The following is a 16,650-nucleotide window of genomic DNA, read 5'->3' as shown; positions in this document are numbered from 1 at the left end:
ATACTCTAAAAAGTAAGGGAGAACACAACGCCAAATTTGAGAAGTGGCTTATGTCCCAAATACGGGATTGTGTCTGTGCCCGGTTGGAACTCAGAGGTGCCAAAATATGCCATTTTCTGCGTACCTGTTAATCAAAAATTGAGGTAGTATCTCAGGAGCGGTCAGTTCATGGACTATATAGAAAAGGTGCTGGAAAAGCTTAAGGAATTAGCGCGGAGGCTAATTGAGAGCCTGTTAGGGCCAGACGCACAAGCGGAACCGGAACTGATTCCGATTCCTGTGAACGATCGCTCGCGCCGTCGCCACTAGCCCCGAAATGCTGAACTCGACGTTGCAACCCTTAAGCATTCTGGCACTGCATGGGCCAAACTTAAATTTGCTAGGACAGCGAGAACCAGGAATTTATGGTTCGTTGACACTAGCTGAAATTAACCGCCTGTTAGAAGAAGAAGGATTCAAGTTACAGGCGAAAATTTTTCCTTTGCAGTCAAATCATGAAGGAATTTTGGTAGATACTATTCATGGCGCATTAGGACAACATCAGGGAATTTTGATTAATGCAGGAGCATATACCCACACAAGTGTGGCATTGCGAGATGCGATCGCGGCTGTTAACCTGCCCACAGTAGAAGTACATCTGAGTAATATTTACCGCCGGGAAGATTTTCGCCATCATTCGTACATTGCTCCGGTAGCGATCGGGCAAATAAGTGGTTTTGGCGGACAAAGTTACTTGTTGGGCTTACAAGCTTTGGTGAATCATTTAAGAGTTAGGAGTTAGGAGTTAGGAGTTAGGAGTTAGGAGTTAGGAGTTAGGAATTAGGAATTAGGAATTAGGAATTAGGAATTGGTAGTTGGTAGTAAAGTTAGGAATTAGCAATCTTTAATTAACTCCTCACTCCTCACTTTTAACTATATAATTCATGCGTTACTCTCCTATAAGTCGGTTTAAAGGTACTTTAATTGGAGCATTCCTGGGGGAAAATTTAGCCTCTGGTGGTGAAATACAGTCTCAGAGTTACCTGGATTTGGGCAGAATGGCGGTTTTGGGTACTGAGAGTTTGATTGCGTTAGGTAGATTAGATTTAGATGATTGGATAGGGCGTCAGCAACAAGAATCTCTTCATTTAGTAGCAACTGATGACATATCGATCAAAATAATTATTGCCACACTACCAGTAGCACTTTTTTTTCACGAAAATCCAATTAAGCTGCGACAAAACTTGCTGCATGTCCTCAAAATCTGGGAGGATGACCTATTAGTACGGGATGGAACATTAGCAGTTGGATATGCGATATCTCTTGCCCTAACTGAAAAACTCGACCCCCTAACCCTCATCCCGCAAACAATTTCTTTTCTCGGAGAAACACCGACATCAATACCAAAAAATTTATTAAGAGTCCAGAATTTATTAGAGCAAGGGGCTGGATTGTCAAGGGCGCAAGCTGAGTTTGCTAGGGAAGAAAAACTCAGTAACACTATTGCTATGGCATTTTACTGCTTTTTGAGTACCTTAGAAGATTTTCGCCTTGCAGTTTTACAGGCTACTCACAATGGCAATTTTAAAGTGGAAGATGCTACGCCTCTATGCTCACAGGCTACAGGTGCAATTACTGGTGCTTTATCAGGAGCATATAACGGTACAGGTGGAATTCCCGTAAATTGGCAAGTCTTACTCTTGCAGAAGAATTCTCCAGTATGGGGATTAACTAGCTTTTCCCAAATGTTAAAATTAACCGATGCATTTGTGGCGGTGTGGTCAGGAGTGTATAATCTTGCCCTGCATCCAAGGGAGTTAACAGAGGAGGGATCTGAGGTGGATTTGCTTTCAGTTTACGCAGCTCCTCGCGTTATTCGGTGGCGTTAATCCTATTTTCACTGAACAACGGTGCAGGTGCCAAACGCTGAAGACTACACAATCTAGCCAAAAACTACAAAACTTACTAATACAGCTTGGCAAAAATCCAGCTACCATCTCAAACAAGATTTGGGGCTTAAGGTTCTTGTTAAAGGTAAATAAGTGGGCAAGAATAAATCAAACTATGTTACGCAATGTAAAGTTAATTAAATTACCTCGTAGTAAGGGCTTCAGCCTTTAAAATAGGTCTGGAGTCACTTACCACAAACCTTTAATTATTCACGCCCACTTACTTAGGCAAACTTCCGTCACAGTGTACTAGTCTCGGATACTAGAATTTTTCAGCAAACCCTCGGACTGATGCTGTAGGTAGCTATTGTGGCAAATCGGCAATAAAAAAGCCCCCGCCACCGTAGTTGCAGCAGCCGCAGATTAAACTTCCCTGATGATTGTCCTTTTTTGAGCTATCAAAGTCGGCAATTGCAGGCAGAGATAATGAAAATGCAGCAATTTTTGCAGTTCTTGACCCAGCAATTGACTCACTGGCGGCGACAGTATAAAGGACTACGCCGTAAGGGAAAGTTAATCAGAAGTCCCAAAGGTAAAAGCCATAGAAGAGAACTTCTAAGGACTATGCTCAAGAATGTACTTCTGTTTTTATCAAAAACCAATGAAAAAAGCGTAGGCGTAGCCCGCCGTAAGCATCGCCGAAAACAAGAAAGAGCGCTCAAGTCAAAGGTAAAATCGGTCAAAACTAAGAGTAGTATTTATGCAGTCGGTTTAGATTGGGTACATGAACAGCGTTCCTCGGTAATTTTAGCGATCGCTGTAGTGTCCCTCACAGGCATTATTGGCCATAAATTATACAACCAAACTCAAATCCAAGTAGGAAATCCCGCGCCCCAGACAATTACAGCCCCTTACACAGCTAGCATCGAAGATCAGAAAAAAACAGAAGCCGAGCGCAAAGCCGTCAGTAAAAGCTCCTTACAAATGTTGATGGTTGATGCGCGAATGAACGAACAAATCAACGAAAATTTGCAACAACTTCTGGATGATGGCAACAAAATACGCACTGTTGCTGGAGCTTTTCCTTTTTTTGATCCTGTAGTTTTGTCCATTTCTACCCAGCGTTACCTCCGCTCTTGTCCTGACTCGGAATGGCAAGCATTGCTATTGGCTATAGAAAATAGTAAAAAACAGCAGAAGAAAGAAACAGGACGAACCGCCGCCTCATCCCGTTCATCATCTATAGCTGCACCCAATCAGGAACGTCAGCCACGCACAACACCATCCAAATCTGATTCCCAAAGTCCACAACTAAAGCCAGAGAAGACAGAGCCAGTTGATTTTTCTCAAAACACTGACTTTACTCAAGCAGAAGCAGAACTAGAATCTTACCGTGTCACAACTTCTGAGAAAAACTTGTCCTTACTGATTGCCCAAATTTCCCAAACACGCCAAAAATACACCCAAGCCATTGCCAAACTTTTACAGTTAAAAACTGCTACCCCAGAAGCAGTATATGAGGCATCTCTCCTTTTAGATTTGTCAGATGTGGAGTGGGAAAAAACACAAATGGGAATCCATCAGAGTACAGAGCGGATTCTCACCCAAGGCATCCCACAGGGACTGCCAAAAAATATTTTACAGGATGCGGTGAGTTTACAATTGCAGACCTTTGTACCAGAATCTGCCGAACCTTTGGCAAAGAACCTGTTGTTAGCTGTACTCAAGCCAAATCTGCAAAAAGATGAAGAACAAACCAGAGAAAATGCTCAAAAGGCTGCTGCTGGTGTGCTACCCGTGATGGTGAAGATACGGCATGGTGAGGTGATAGTCAAAAAAGGAGAGCAGATTACTGCGTGGAACTTTGAGGTGCTGGAGCATTATCACCTGATTCGTCGGGAGGTAAAGTGGCAGGAGTTGGTGAAGTTAGCAGGCATTATTGCGATCGCCATTGGGATTTTTGTCTGGATAGAACGGCATCTCGATTGCGAATTGCGACAACGCGATCGCCTGTTGGTGTTACTGCTGACTCTGAGTGTGCCAGGAGCGATCGCGATGGGATTGCCTTATACCACCTGGAGTGCCCTTGGTTTATTGTTGGGTAGCTTCTACGGGCCCACTTTGGGGTTGACAGTTGTCGGCCTTTTGTTGCCGATATTAGGAATTAGCTTGGATATGAGCAAGGCTGCGCTTTTAGCTGGTGCCGGGGGAGGAATATTAGGTAGTTACATAGCCCAACGACTGCGATCGCGTGAAGAATTAGCATTATTAGGTGTTGCGATCGCCTTAACTCAAGGCGGCATTTATCTGGTTGTTAAAATCTTAATTGGTCAAGCATTTGGTTCAACCTGGTATATAGTTCTCCGAGAAGCCGGATTGTTTGCTTTATCCGGCTTAGGCTGGAGTGTTGTAGCTTTAGGCTTGAGTCCTTATTTGGAAAAACTTTTTGATTTAGTTACTCCCATCCGCCTAGCAGAGCTGGCAAACCCTAACCGCCCCTTATTAAAACGACTCGCTACCGAAACTCCGGGAACTTTTCAACATACGCTGCTTGTGGCTACCCTTGCCGAAGCTGCTGCCAAAGAACTAGGATGCAATGTTGAACTAGTCAGGGCTGGAACATTATATCACGATATTGGCAAAATGCACGACCCCCTTGGCTTTATTGAAAATCAAATGGGGGGGGCGAATAAACATGATACTGAGATTAAAGACCCTTGGAAGAGTGCAGAAATTATTAAAAAGCACGTAACTGAAGGGTTGGTGATGGCGCGTAAACACCTTTTGCCCACGGCGATTCAAGATTTTATTCCAGAGCATCAAGGAACGATGCTGATTGCCTATTTCCATCACCAAGCGCAGCAAATGGCTCAGTCAGATCCAAGTTTAACGGTAGACGATGCAGATTTTCGCTACGATGGCCCGATTCCCCAATCACGGGAAACCGGAATTGTCATGTTAGCAGATTCTTGTGAAGCAGCACTGCGATCGCTGCAAGCATCGGCAAAGCATGTGGGAGAGAAGCGATCGCTCAAAGATGTCTCGACTGAACAAGCTTTAACAATGCTGAATAATATTCTGCGTGCCAAATGGCAAGACAATCAACTCGTAGATTCAGGACTAACACGAGAAGAAATGTCACAAGTTGCCCAGATATTTGTGGATGTTTGGCAGCAATTTCATCACAAACGGATTGCTTATCCGAAGTTGAAGGCTAGTGGTGCTGCGCGGAATTTTTAATTTAAAGATTTCCAAAATAGAGGTCTATATCGTCTTAGCTACTGCCTAACGTATATTAACGTGAGTTCGACAAATCTTTTTTGACCTCTCCCCCAGCCCCTCTCCGACGCGGAAAGGGGAGCCAAAAGCCTAATTCTTTCATTGCTCCTCCCTTTCCGTTTCCCAGAGGGAGGTTGGGAGGGAGAGGTTCATCGAACTCACATTATATTTATTACGCTTCAGCCCATACATCTTGTATGCATAGATGATCGAACTAGCAATCTTTATGTTTTGGCTGGAAGCACTGAGAATCTTGAGTTCTAAATTACGCCGGATGGAGAGGTGTTCTAATGAGTCAAGTCAATTATGCAACTATGTCTGATGGGGAATTGAGGCAATATTTTCTCCTACATCGTGAGGACAAAATAGCTCTTCGAGCATATCTCGATAGACTTGGCGATCGCCCCCGCGATATGATCACAACTGTAGATGATCCCGACTTTGATGCCAAAATCCAAGCAGCAATTCTAAAACAGATGCAAGCAGCAGGCAATAATGGTGAGACGGCGGTCTAACAATCTTGGTGCAGCAGACAGTGGAGAAAAAAATACAACTAAGCAAAAGTGTTGCGAGGTGTGGCTTAATCTCCCCCAATTGCGATGTCTACGACGGGCTATTCGGCGTCGCATATCTGTTGATAATCTTGTATACAATAGCAAAAACAAAAGCGCCCAGAGGACTCTGGGCGCTTTTACTTTTAACTACTTTTCAATACTTACTAACCGAAGATTTTTTTCAACCCATAAGCTGCTAGTCCTACAACTGCACCTGCGGCTATAACAGGAGCAGCACCAATAGCTACGGCTGTACCACCTACGGCTAAACCCATGCCTCCTACTGTCGCTGCAATACCTGCGCCTGCTGCTGCGCCTGCTGCTGCATAACCTGCTGCTTCTGCTGGATTCTTGTCATTATTATTACTCATTAGTAATACCTTGATGTTAACGTACTAATTGTATCTAGCACTAGGTTTGATATTCAACAGTATTCTTACTCTACTTTTCGTTAACTCGAGAAGAAATAGCGAATATATCGCTAGGGGGCAAATTAGTTGAACTCAATGCCCTTTTAGTAAGTTAAGCTTCATCTTCATCAATAGCCAGTGCAAGGTAGAAGTATTTATGAAAGCGTTACCACACCAGAATAGTTAATGATTTTCGCGTCAACAGTTAACAAAGGACACCCATAATTTATAGCTGTAGCTACAATAATTTGGTCAAAAGGGTCGCTATGAAAGCCGCTTAATTGAGTTGAATCAACCACTATTGGCAGCGTCAAATTTAATAGCTGTATTCCGGGATAAGCCAAAGCTGTTTCCAGCCATTGATTAACTGAACAAGAAAAAACCAGTCTATTTTTCTCGACTAATTTGGCGACCTCCCAACAAGAAACAATACTTACTCCTAAACCCTGATATTGATATTCTTCTATATATTCCCGATGTTTTTTAGTTAACCGCTCGTTATCGTCAACCCACCAAACCCATATATGTGTATCAAGTATAATCATTGCAAAACTTCCCAATCTGACAAAGCGACGGGTTCTGTTGGGTCATCATAACGGAGTAGTTTCCCGCGCATTGGATAAAGATTGGTTTCTAACTGGCTAGGTGGTACTTCTTGAGGCTGTGGAGTTTTAGCTTCGAGAATAATTACCTCCACGGCATCCCCTGCATGAAAAGGTAAGCCCCGCAGTATTAAAGTTCCATCTTCAGTTAAAACAGCTTCTACTTTATGAGCATTCATCTTGCTACTCCTATTTTTTAATGGAGAGAGAAAAAGAAAGTTAGTTACTTTCTCTAGTTTTTTTATTATGACGCTTTGGCACGCGATGCCTAGGTTGGGCTACGCCTACGCATTTCCCGATATTCAATCCCTAATCCTCACTACGTCGCACGCCAGCCAAAATAAAATTAACTGCTGCTTGAGTATGCTGCTCAATAAAAGAACTCTTGCATAAATATTGTGTGGTATGATTAATTTCAGTCATTTAACACAAAATTAACCTTTAGAATCGGTATTTTTACAAATACCTTTCTCGCACTCGATTGCATCTACTGCTTCGACTACCGATAATCTCAAGGCTTTTTTAAATTTGGCTGACTCTACACCCCAACCTGCGATCGCTTAATGTCCCCGTTGCTCTTTTTTGTGTAAGAGTTTTACCATTCGTAAGCGATCGCCAGATTTAGTTTTAGTAAGTCAAGCTTCATCTTCATCAGTAGCCATTACAATTTCTTTTCGGGGACGACCGCGCTTTGTCCCATTCAGTCGAGACGCATCAGATTTTGCCAAAGAAGTGGAACTTCCACCCTTTCTGGCAAGTTCAGCCATCCATTTTTCGGTTCCAAATATTCCGTTCATCAAAGCAGGAATACTCAAATCTACATCAAGAGTTTTCCAGTGTAATCCTTCACCCGAAGGTGTTACCTCTATTTCTGCTAAGTCCTTGACCGAAGCACCCGCCAGTCCTTGTCCTACCTCTGAAGGGAACCCAAACATACATTTGTTGGACAAGAAAACTATAATCATTCCTAAATAAGCGTCATAAAAAGCACGAGTAGCCCCTGGTTCAGATGTGGCGATCGCATCTGACTTTGCTCTCGCATTGGCTAGCTTTTCTTTTAATTCTTCTGTAGCCGCAATTTTTTTAACCATGATATTCTCGCCACTTTTTTAGTAGTTCCAATTGGTGATCCACGACTAACTGTAAAGCTTTCACTGCATCTTTATCACTCATTCCTGGGGATACCCAAACCCACTCTGGAGCTAGGTTTTCATCTCCTATATTGATTTTTGCTTCTCCGCCCCTCTTAAAAACATGGAGATCAGCAGGAATATGATCGTTAAGAGTAGATACGAACCTCAAAACCGCCTTTTCTTAAGATTGTTGGCATTTGATATCTTAATTTATAAGATATAACCTAAGCGCTTGGGTTTATCAAGTGACACTCAAGTTTCTTCTAGGTAACACCAAGGAGTAATATTAACAATACAAAGGGTTAGATTTTAACTAGAGGTAATTAGAATAGAAAGTAAAACCACTGATGCATTAGTACACGCCTACTTATCTCTCCAGCAAATTATTGGTCAGTTGTATACAGAAGCAGACAACGCCGTTGCAGAGGGAAATTATAATGATGCTAGCCTGCTTACTAGCCAAGCAGATAGGCTTTACCAGGTAGCAGAAAACTTGGAAACAGTGATTGCAGAGAATGAGGAATAAACATGAGTGACCTACAATCCCAAATTAGACTTGAATCACAACAAGCTGCCCAACTAAGCCAAGAAGCACTGACTGCCTTTGCTGCTAAAAACTTTACTCAAGGTAAAGCATTGATGAAAAAAGCAGTAGAGGCCGGGAGGAGATGTCAGAACCTGATTCAGCAGTATAGCCAGTTAAACATTAAGACAACTCCTTAAAAACCTTTCTTGCACGACGCTGAAATGCTACAAACCGCGATCGCAGTTTCCCAATAAATCCCTAATCCCCAGTCCGTCGCACACCAGCCAAAATAAAATTAACTGCTGCTTGAGTATGCTGCTCAATCATTTCTGGACTCAGCAGTTGCAAATCGGGTCTAGTATGTTTGATGTTTTCGTAAGCGTTGAAGTATAAATTACAAACCCCAATAATATGCAGGGTGGTGAGAAATGGATCGAGTTGACGGAAACAACCTTCCGCCATCCCCCGCTCTAAAATCTTGATGAGATAGCTAAAATTTTCTTGCCAATTCCCCTGTTTGAAATACTTTCCCTGATTTTGGTTTGCTTCTTGAAACCAAAGCATCCCCCGGTGCGGGTGAGCAGCTTCATACGCGATCGCTTCCTTGATAAGCAACTTCAAAGCTTCCCCTGGTGGGAACTGATCCAAATTTAGCTGCCCAAACCCTTCGTGCATCTCCACCGCCGGACGTTGCAGAACAGCTTGATATAGTCCTTCCTTGCTCTGGAAGTAGTAGTAAATCATTGCTGTGGTAACACCTGCACCTCTAGCGATCGCCTCTGTCCGCGCTCCACTGAGTCCATTTCTAGAAAACTCCGCTTCCGCCGCATCGAGAATCTGCTTTTTCGTCGCCTCTGCATCGCGCACCTGACGCGGCTTTTTAGATGAAAATTTTGACTGCGTTGAACGACTCACGTTGCTCCATCATCATAACCAAAATATATTAACTAAAAAATTGGTTAGTAGTTGACATAGAAGATGAAATTTATTACATTTATACTAACTAAAAAATTAGTTAGTTAATCGCATAATTCAGCAATGCAGTAACCAAAGTTAGCCGAGCAAATGCCCGGTAGTATTAGTTCGTCCATTGCAGACAAGACTTTAATTATCCCAATTGACATTCAAAAGAGCAATGTAGGACAGGCGACACCAGCTTATCTACAACTTTTAAATTTCAAGATTTCGTGACATTTTGCTAACACATCTAGCGAACTTTCAACAAATAACTTCTCAATATTTCGGAGGAAAAATGGAACCAATTTTACCAGGTGCGCCTTGGTTAATCGCGCACAAATCTACATTAGGATTGAATCAACCCAATAAAATAACTTTAAACGGACAGGATTATGTCATTTGGCAAAACCAAAAAGGTGAAGTGTTTGCCCTTGATAACATCTGTCCACACATGCAAGCACCATTATCAAACGGTTGGATTTGTCAAGAGAGAGATACTATTACTTGCCCTTTTCATGCACTAGAATTTGATGGACAAGGCAGACTACAGGAAAAAGAAAAAAAGGACACTCAGCCAATTACCAAACCATTAGAGCTAATTATTAGCAATGATTGTATTTGGACGTATGCTGGATTTGAACCAAGATTACCCATCCCAGATTTGCATCGCAGAATTGTCGATGAATACCAATTCATCGGAGTAACTGGAGACAAAAGTATTCAGGGTGAATTTTTGAGTAACCTGATGGTTAACTATGACTATAACCACCAAAATGGGACTCATAAAGAACTATTTAAAATTACATATTGCCATGTCAGTTCTTTTGAAGAGAAAGGATACTATGCCACAGTCAAACAAGATTTGAGGAGAGATGATAATACACTAGGGGAAATTCTCAAAAACCCCGTTTTAGGCATTTTTCCCAAAAATCTCAGTAACACACTCGAATACGCTTTTCCTTCAACTACAGCTTTTTTTGCTAAAACACCGATTGGTGATATTGCTCAAATTCATATTCTCTACCCTGAAACAGAAAAAATCACCAAGACGTTTATTTTGATGTATGCCAAAGTCGTGAATCCTTTAATGAAATTTATGTTTAAAAATTCAGTTTTACAAGTAGCAGCCACAGTCATTCAACAGGATACAGGTGCAGTTGAAAGTTTGTATCCTCGGCAAAAATCAAAAATTAGATTGCCAAATGAAGAGATTATGTTCTACGCAGAAAAACTGTACCGCGATTGGTAATTTGGATTAACAAAGCCTAACTGCGCTTTACAATTAAGTAGATACTGTAGCTAATTCCTGTTGGAGGTAGTTAAATATGCGGCAACTAAAATCCGCCGAGTCAATGCCTGGTAGCTATGGCTTGCCCATCTTGGGGGAGACTTTAGAAATATTCCGGGATTTAGAACTGTATATATGGCGACGATTCCAGCAGCATGGTTCAGTTTTTAAAACAAGCGTCATGGGACGTAAACGTGCTTATTTAATTGGCCCTGATGCTAATCGGCTGGTGCTGGTGGAACAAGCGGAAAATATGTCGTCGCGGATGGGGTGGTATTTCCTAGAACCAACATTTGGCAACAATATTTTATTACAAGACGGGGAAGAACATCGGCTAACTCGTCGCTTGATGTATCCAGCATTTCACGGAAAAGCGATCGCGACATACTTCGACACGATTCAAAATATTGTGCAAGACTTCCTCAAAGATTGGGGACAGGAAACGATTCCCTTAAATTCTAGTTTCCGCCAGCTTACCTTGATGGTTGCAACTCGGCTCTTTTTGGGAAGTCAAAACAAGAGCGAAGTTGAGCAAACCAGTCAGTGGTTTACACAACTGATAGATAGCAGTCTGGCAATATTCAAATGGAATGTCCCTTTTACTTTATATGGTCGTGGTCAAAATGCTAGGGGTAAGTTAGTGGCTTTCTTGAATCAAGCGATCGCACAGCGTATCGAGCAGGGTAACTTAGAAGAATCAAAAGATGTTTTGGGATTGCTGCTAGCGGCTGTTGATGAAGACGGTAACAAGTTGAGCGAAACACAGATAATCAACGAAACATTACTACTGCTGTTTGCTGGACATGAGACGACAGCCTCCTTGCTGACTTGGGTAATATTTGAATTAGGTAATCACCCAGAGTGGCGAGAGCGACTGCGTGAAGAACAATTAGCAGTTGTGGGAAATAATCCCCTTAGCCTGTCCCATCTCAAACAACTTCCACAGTTAACCAATGTGCTAAAAGAAGCAGAAAGGCTGTATCCCCCAGTGTATGCCTATAATCGTGGCGTCCTCAAGGATATTGAGTATGCAGGCTATCGCATCCCAGCCGGTTGGTTTGTGACTATTTCGCCGATGTTGACTCACCGCTTACCAGAACTGTACACTGATCCCGATCGCTTCGACCCCGATCGCTTTGCACCACCTCGTGAAGAAAATAAGAAACATCCCTTAGCACTAGTAGGTTTTGGTTATGGTTCGCATAGTTGTTTAGGCATGGAATTTGCCCAGATGGAAATGAAAATTGTGCTTTCCACACTGCTTCGCCATTATGACTGGACAGTAAAACCGGATTATTCTGCGATCGCTCCAGTTCGTCAGCCTTCTAAAGTTAAAGATACTCTACAAGCATATATTGAGCCTTTAGTGATAAAGCATCCCTTGAGGAGTCAAACATAAATCTTTGATGAAACAAATCGATTTTCCGCATCTAGTATGAAGTCATAAGTATTTAGAAAATCAGACTGCCACTTTTCAGGCTTTTGGCAAATTGCAAGCGGAAATCCTGCTAAATCAAACCATTGAATATCATCTCCAATTTCTACTGGTACTACTCTCCAATTTTTACTTGGAGCCTTACTGAAATCTTTCAGCAGATTGACGTTAATTTGATTAGGAGGTTTGGGAGTTGGTAAATGTCGTTCAACATTAGAAAATGATTGCTCTACCCAATTTTTGATATTCATTGCATTAAGATGTTCATTGGCTTCTGTTTCTCTTTCGCTAATATACTGATAGTAAGTTTGTGCTAATTCTTCAGCTTGTTTACGAGTTATTACATCTTCTCCTTTAGCAAGCAAATATGCAGCTACAGGATCTAAAGTTCCCCATACAATAAGTTCTTTCATCCAGAAAACAATCCAAGGTAGCCCAGTTTGTGACCAGTTTTCGAGGGATGATTCAACTAACTCGCCACCAAAAGCTTCATCTATTGCTAGTGCAATAACACTTCCTAAGCCCCAGTTGAATCTATATCCAAAATTTTTACTAATATATGAATGCCATTTTGAAATTTGAGTCGGTTTCGGTTTTTTAATTGCTTTAGTAGGGTCAAGCCACCAGCGTAATATTTCATTCCAAGTAACATTTACTGACGTGTCATCCAGTTTAAACTTCGATAAACTGGTTAAAATACTAACTATATTTTGAATATAATTAAAGCGTTCTTCTACTGTCCAAATAGCATAATCTCCACCCACTGCTAATTGTTCTTTAAGTCTAGGATAGAGAGCTAAAAGCTGATTTCCATCACGTGGTGGTAAACTAGTGCGATACAAGCGCCGACGCTGTGACAAATCTTTATAAATTTCTGTTTTCAGTGCCATACCTCGCCTGATAAATAAATTTTCTAATCTTTCTTGTTCACGGCTGGCGTAATGAGCAAAGCTTCGTTGCCAAATTTTTTGCAGTTGCTCCTCCAATTCATTAGGGCTTAAATCTTTAGCTGCTAGCTGTTCAATTTCAACAATTGCAGACAGTAAAATACTATCCAGCGAATCTAAAGTTTCAATAGCTGATAATTGTGCATCAGAAAGATTATTGCCACAGTCAATCGGTGCAGTTTTTTCCAGCCAGGTTAAAAAATTATCCTGTCTATTAGAACTAGAAATTAGCTGCCATTGTTCTTCCAAACGTAGCAGTAATTCTGCTAGAGGACTTAGAGGATTTGCATTTGGGTTAATTGCCTGTGTTTGATTCTCTAATTCTCCTATCAAAGATAAGTATCTTTTACGTGCTTCTTTGTCACTCCAATCTGTTGATGCATTACTAAGTAATACTAAACTACGTCCTTCTGTGCCAAATCCAGGTCTTCCAGAACGGCCAACTAAATTACCAAATTCACGAATATTTAGTTCTCCCGTACCACGTCTTAAACTTGGAATTAATACTGTTTCAAAAGGAAGATTAACTCCTTCAGAAAGAGTTGACGTTGCTAAAACTAAATGTAAAATTTTTTCATCTATTACATCGATAAGTAATCGAGCCATCAAACCTGGCATTTTTCCATGATGTACTATGATTCCTTTCTCTAACAGCTTATACTCGCGAGATTTAATACCGAAATAATCTTCACATGAACGTAAACACTTTTGCCAAATCTCAAGTTTTTCTGGCTCTATAGGTTCTTGAAAAAATGAAGGTATTTCTATTTGCGACCAGATTTTCAAAAAATTCAGAAAGTCGTCAGCATAACCGCCAGGCTGCTGTGTGACTGAAATAAGAACAGCACGTCTTTGTCCTTTTTCATCTGGTGCAGCTAAGTGCATAGCTGCCCAGAAAAGATAAGGGCGTAACCTCTTTTCAACTCCTTCTTTTTTCCCTTTTGGCACAGGATGATATATCGGAAAAGGATTTGGAATAAAAGGTGTGTCAGCTTGACCACCTTCTTGAAATTCTAATTTTCTGCCATCAAGTAAGTCATAACGTATTTCAAATCTTCTTCCTGGCAAGCATTCAAGCCGCCCTATTAATTGGCGTGTACTTCTGTAATACGTCTTTGCTGGGCTAGCGTTGGTTTGATTCTCTATCCAGTTTGCTAATGCTACTTCTGTTTCTGAAGCAACAGCGGATAGCGCAATAATTCGGCTGTGATTTTGTTCTATATAGGTAAACAGTCTTGCACCTAAAGATTCCAAGCGTAAGGATCTATTTTCAGCTTTCTGCAAAGAATTTTTATTACCATCAAATTGAACTGCATGGACTTCATCAAGTACAATAAGCGATACTCTACGAATAAATAGAGATCCTAAAAATTTGATCAAAGCTTCTGCTTTTTCATAAGTGCAAATTAAAACTGTTGGCTTTTCTGATGTCAGCCATACATCTGTTGGGCCCCAGTCAGTACCTCCATATAAACCTGTAACTATTACATTGTTACTAGTAGAACGCTTTAAAACACGAGATAAATTTGATTCAACTTCTGTGGCAAGCGCTCTGCTTGGCACTAAGTACATTACTAAAGGAGCCGAGCTACTAAAATTGTTGTAATTTGTTGTTTCCAAGAACAAGCTTTGCAGAATTGCAATTTCAGCTATTGTTGTTTTTCCTGAACCTGTAGGGGTACAGAGCGCAAATGATTCTATTGTTGCTAGTCGTTCAATTCCACAAATTTGAGAACGCCATGCTAAAGCTTTACGGTTTTGATAACTTTGGCGTAAATAACGCTCTAAGAAAGTTTTACCACTTTGGGTAATCATCTGAGAAAGTGCTTCTAAATGATGTCGTAGAGAAGTTTCTATATATACAGAGGCAACTTCAGCACATAACTTACCTAAAAGCCAAGAATAAGTATCATGTCCATGAAGAAGCACCTTAGCAATATCAGAAAGTTTTTCAATAGCTTTTTCTAATCTTGGTTCATTTCCCCAGCGCATTTTTGCACATAAAATTCCTAAAGAACTAGCTGTTTCTTTAACAATCAACTTGTTAAATCTGTCAGCATCTGTATCAGTATTATCCCAAAGAAGACTTGTTTCACTTTGGAAATTTGATGATGTTGCTGTTGCCCAATATTCTGTCAACCGTTGCAATAAACTAGGAAAATCAGCTTTTAGCAAAGAACGTAGAATTTCTGACTCTACTCCCTCACTTATATCTTCATTGAGTAAACCCGCAGCCCTAGCAGGATAACCAGCAAGTTCATACACAGCTGCTGCAAGTAAACGAATTGGTAAAATATCCGGGTTTAGTTGGGGATGAGATAGCCATTCAAATAACTCACCAGCCCGTAGCATTCCATTACGCCAGTTAGCATCTCCAGCTTCTCGCTCGATAAATGCAGTCTCAATAAGGCGCATAGCATCATTTAATCTTTCACCTGCTTCATCTTCTCGCCACCCAGTTAATCCCTTTCCTCCTGCGCGAAGCCTGGTATGTTGGCTATAAAGTTTTGCAATTGCTGGTGTTAGTCTGCTACCTGCCAGACTATTTTGTAGTTCTTTCGCTAAAGCAATGACTTCGTTACTTGGTTGAGTCATCTCATTTTGCAGAACTTCACCCTCTACTATGACATCAGAGTTTGCTTTTGCAACCTCTGAATCATCTGGTTGTTGAACTGTCTGGGTAGAAATATGTACTGAAGGTGTTGCACTTGCTAGCTGACTATAGACAGTTATAACAAGATTTTTAACTTCATGAAGATGAATCTCAACTGCTTCGAGTCTTCTTCCTGCTGTATATTGTTCGTGTGGTTTTTCGGGAGATATCCAGGTGGGATTTTCGACAGGATGCTTACCACAAATATAACTAATTAAATCGCAGCGTTCATAATTTGTATCAACTTTTCCTAGCCATAAAACTCTTAGAGAATCAACCCATTCAGATGAATAAGGATCATTGTAATCCCCCAAAATCTCAATTATTTGTGGGATATCAACAGGCTTTATATGTGGTTCACTTACCTTTTTGTGTGCTTCAGCTATCATTATTGTGTAATGATTAGTTGTGCATTTAGCTTCACAAAATAGAGAAGCAATAATTACTCCTTCGCTGTTGCGTAAAAAAGCAAGACAATCATCACCTGTACGTCCAGGGCGCTTTTTTGCAATCTCTTCAGTTTGATTTAGAAATTCTAAATGTTGAAACTCAACTAGATGAAATCGGAAAAGAAAAGCAGGAACTTCCCAATCATCCTGTCCAAAATGAGCAAAATTTTCGGCAATAATTCCTGAAAATATATCTCCAAAATAACTCTGACGGGATATAATATTAAGACGTTCAGGATAGCCATAGCTTGGATCGCTTTCTGAAAAATCCCCAAATGGATTGAGAGAATTTCCTGCTAATTTACGAAGACGATATCGAGCATCTTCATGGGCTTTTTGAACGATTAATATTAATTCATTGATAATTATATCTCGTTGGCTTTTATCTTCTGTGAGCAGACGATGTGTGTACCGCTTATCTTCAGATTCACTAACTGAGTTAGATAACCACTTTGATATTCCGTCAAACCTAGTGATTTTTTGTCTTTCTTTCATTTAATATACTCTCTAATATTAGTCAGATTTACAATATAAGCCTTGAAATAAGAT

The 16,650-nt window shown here is 40.9% G+C and carries 17 protein-coding genes; 10 read left to right on the top strand and 7 right to left on the bottom strand.

Annotation, left to right across the window (positions count from 1 at the left end):
* Positions 1-168 precede the first annotated feature (168 nt).
* From V7K30_RS27780 to V7K30_RS27760, 6 genes are all read left to right on the top strand, one after another.
* Complete coding sequence (locus V7K30_RS27780) at positions 169-309, top strand: hypothetical protein (RefSeq protein WP_335004873.1); 141 nt, start codon at positions 169-171, stop codon at positions 307-309.
* Between the two features lie 7 nt (positions 310-316).
* On the top strand, positions 317-781 hold the full coding sequence (gene aroQ, locus V7K30_RS27775; RefSeq protein ID WP_335004871.1) for a type II 3-dehydroquinate dehydratase: 465 nt from the start codon (positions 317-319) through the stop codon (positions 779-781).
* Positions 782-923: 142 nt separating this feature from the next.
* Positions 924-1,868 carry an ADP-ribosylglycohydrolase family protein gene (locus V7K30_RS27770; RefSeq protein ID WP_335004869.1) on the top strand — a complete coding sequence of 315 codons (945 nt, stop codon included), beginning with the start codon at positions 924-926 and terminating at the stop codon, positions 1,866-1,868.
* Positions 1,869-2,354: 486 nt separating this feature from the next.
* Positions 2,355-5,108, top strand: coding sequence for an HD family phosphohydrolase (locus V7K30_RS27765; protein ID WP_335004867.1), 2,754 nt, complete (start codon positions 2,355-2,357; stop codon positions 5,106-5,108).
* Between the two features lie 141 nt (positions 5,109-5,249).
* Positions 5,250-5,411 carry a DUF6888 family protein gene (locus V7K30_RS34420; RefSeq protein WP_442941113.1) on the top strand — a complete coding sequence of 54 codons (162 nt, stop codon included), beginning with the start codon at positions 5,250-5,252 and terminating at the stop codon, positions 5,409-5,411.
* Between the two features lie 26 nt (positions 5,412-5,437).
* The gene (locus V7K30_RS27760; RefSeq protein WP_335004865.1) at positions 5,438-5,662 is read left to right on the top strand and encodes a DUF6887 family protein; all 225 of its coding nucleotides are present in this window, start codon (positions 5,438-5,440) and stop codon (positions 5,660-5,662) included.
* Between the two features lie 203 nt (positions 5,663-5,865).
* On the opposite strand, the gene V7K30_RS27755 is transcribed toward V7K30_RS27760, so the two are convergent.
* The 5 genes from V7K30_RS27755 to V7K30_RS27735 all read right to left on the bottom strand — a co-directional run bounded on the left by V7K30_RS27755 (position 5,866) and on the right by V7K30_RS27735 (position 8,015).
* Positions 5,866-6,072 carry a hypothetical protein gene (locus tag V7K30_RS27755; RefSeq protein ID WP_335004864.1) on the bottom strand — a complete coding sequence of 69 codons (207 nt, stop codon included), beginning with the start codon at positions 6,070-6,072 and terminating at the stop codon, positions 5,866-5,868.
* Between the two features lie 194 nt (positions 6,073-6,266).
* Positions 6,267-6,656 (bottom strand): type II toxin-antitoxin system VapC family toxin, encoded by a 390-nt coding sequence (locus V7K30_RS27750; RefSeq protein WP_335004862.1) that lies wholly within the window; start codon positions 6,654-6,656, stop codon positions 6,267-6,269.
* On the bottom strand, positions 6,653-6,892 hold the full coding sequence (locus tag V7K30_RS27745; protein ID WP_335004860.1) for a hypothetical protein: 240 nt from the start codon (positions 6,890-6,892) through the stop codon (positions 6,653-6,655). The genes V7K30_RS27750 and V7K30_RS27745 overlap by 4 nt, the downstream gene beginning before the upstream one ends.
* A gap of 456 nt (positions 6,893-7,348) precedes the next feature.
* Positions 7,349-7,804, bottom strand: a complete 456-nt coding sequence (locus V7K30_RS27740; RefSeq protein WP_335004858.1) for a DUF2442 domain-containing protein — start codon at positions 7,802-7,804, stop codon at positions 7,349-7,351.
* On the bottom strand, positions 7,797-8,015 hold the full coding sequence (locus V7K30_RS27735) for a DUF4160 domain-containing protein (protein WP_335004856.1): 219 nt from the start codon (positions 8,013-8,015) through the stop codon (positions 7,797-7,799). The genes V7K30_RS27740 and V7K30_RS27735 overlap by 8 nt, the downstream gene beginning before the upstream one ends.
* 225 nt (positions 8,016-8,240) lie before the next feature.
* On the opposite strand from V7K30_RS27735, the gene V7K30_RS27730 reads away from it, so the two are divergent.
* Both V7K30_RS27730 and V7K30_RS27725 read left to right on the top strand, forming a co-directional pair.
* Positions 8,241-8,372, top strand: coding sequence for a hypothetical protein (locus V7K30_RS27730; protein WP_335004854.1), 132 nt, complete (start codon positions 8,241-8,243; stop codon positions 8,370-8,372).
* 2 nt (positions 8,373-8,374) lie between these two features.
* Entirely contained in the window at positions 8,375-8,569 is a 195-nt protein-coding gene (locus V7K30_RS27725; RefSeq protein WP_335004852.1) for a hypothetical protein, read from the top strand.
* A 61-nt stretch (positions 8,570-8,630) separates the two neighbouring features.
* Here the strand turns inward: V7K30_RS27725 and V7K30_RS27720 are convergent, their stop codons facing one another.
* Complete coding sequence (locus tag V7K30_RS27720) at positions 8,631-9,287, bottom strand: TetR/AcrR family transcriptional regulator (RefSeq protein WP_335004850.1); 657 nt, start codon at positions 9,285-9,287, stop codon at positions 8,631-8,633.
* A gap of 337 nt (positions 9,288-9,624) precedes the next feature.
* Between V7K30_RS27720 and V7K30_RS27715 the strand changes: the two genes are divergently transcribed.
* Positions 9,625-10,578, top strand: coding sequence for a Rieske (2Fe-2S) protein (locus V7K30_RS27715; RefSeq protein ID WP_335004848.1), 954 nt, complete (start codon positions 9,625-9,627; stop codon positions 10,576-10,578).
* A 76-nt stretch (positions 10,579-10,654) separates the two neighbouring features.
* Positions 10,655-12,016 carry a cytochrome P450 gene (locus V7K30_RS27710; protein ID WP_335004847.1) on the top strand — a complete coding sequence of 454 codons (1,362 nt, stop codon included), beginning with the start codon at positions 10,655-10,657 and terminating at the stop codon, positions 12,014-12,016.
* Here V7K30_RS27710 and V7K30_RS27705 read toward each other — a convergent pair.
* Positions 12,007-16,596 carry a DEAD/DEAH box helicase gene (locus V7K30_RS27705; protein ID WP_335004845.1) on the bottom strand — a complete coding sequence of 1,530 codons (4,590 nt, stop codon included), beginning with the start codon at positions 16,594-16,596 and terminating at the stop codon, positions 12,007-12,009. The genes V7K30_RS27710 and V7K30_RS27705 overlap by 10 nt on opposite strands.
* Between the last annotated feature and the right edge of the window lie 54 nt (positions 16,597-16,650).

The sequence above is a fragment of the Nostoc sp. genome, from assembly GCF_036917655.1.
Classification (GTDB): domain Bacteria; phylum Cyanobacteriota; class Cyanobacteriia; order Cyanobacteriales; family Nostocaceae; genus Nostoc.
The sequence above is the reverse complement of the archived record's forward strand: the minus strand, read 5'-3'. Positions and strand labels throughout refer to the sequence as shown.

Bases quoted from the DNA above. Each gene is read 5' to 3' on its own strand.
- V7K30_RS27780 (WP_335004873.1), top strand. From the start codon at position 169: ATGGACTATATAGAAAAGGTGCTGGAAAAGCTTAAGGAATTAGCGCGG.
- aroQ (WP_335004871.1), top strand. From the start codon at position 317: ATGCTGAACTCGACGTTGCAACCCTTAAGCATTCTGGCACTGCATGGG.
- V7K30_RS27770 (WP_335004869.1), top strand. From the start codon at position 924: ATGCGTTACTCTCCTATAAGTCGGTTTAAAGGTACTTTAATTGGAGCA.
- V7K30_RS27765 (WP_335004867.1), top strand. From the start codon at position 2,355: ATGAAAATGCAGCAATTTTTGCAGTTCTTGACCCAGCAATTGACTCAC.
- V7K30_RS27760 (WP_335004865.1), top strand. From the start codon at position 5,438: ATGAGTCAAGTCAATTATGCAACTATGTCTGATGGGGAATTGAGGCAA.
- V7K30_RS27755 (WP_335004864.1), bottom strand. From the start codon at position 6,072: ATGAGTAATAATAATGACAAGAATCCAGCAGAAGCAGCAGGTTATGCA.
- V7K30_RS27750 (WP_335004862.1), bottom strand. From the start codon at position 6,656: ATGATTATACTTGATACACATATATGGGTTTGGTGGGTTGACGATAAC.
- V7K30_RS27745 (WP_335004860.1), bottom strand. From the start codon at position 6,892: ATGAATGCTCATAAAGTAGAAGCTGTTTTAACTGAAGATGGAACTTTA.
- V7K30_RS27740 (WP_335004858.1), bottom strand. From the start codon at position 7,804: ATGGTTAAAAAAATTGCGGCTACAGAAGAATTAAAAGAAAAGCTAGCC.
- V7K30_RS27725 (WP_335004852.1), top strand. From the start codon at position 8,375: ATGAGTGACCTACAATCCCAAATTAGACTTGAATCACAACAAGCTGCC.
- V7K30_RS27715 (WP_335004848.1), top strand. From the start codon at position 9,625: ATGGAACCAATTTTACCAGGTGCGCCTTGGTTAATCGCGCACAAATCT.
- V7K30_RS27710 (WP_335004847.1), top strand. From the start codon at position 10,655: ATGCGGCAACTAAAATCCGCCGAGTCAATGCCTGGTAGCTATGGCTTG.
- V7K30_RS27705 (WP_335004845.1), bottom strand. From the start codon at position 16,596: ATGAAAGAAAGACAAAAAATCACTAGGTTTGACGGAATATCAAAGTGG.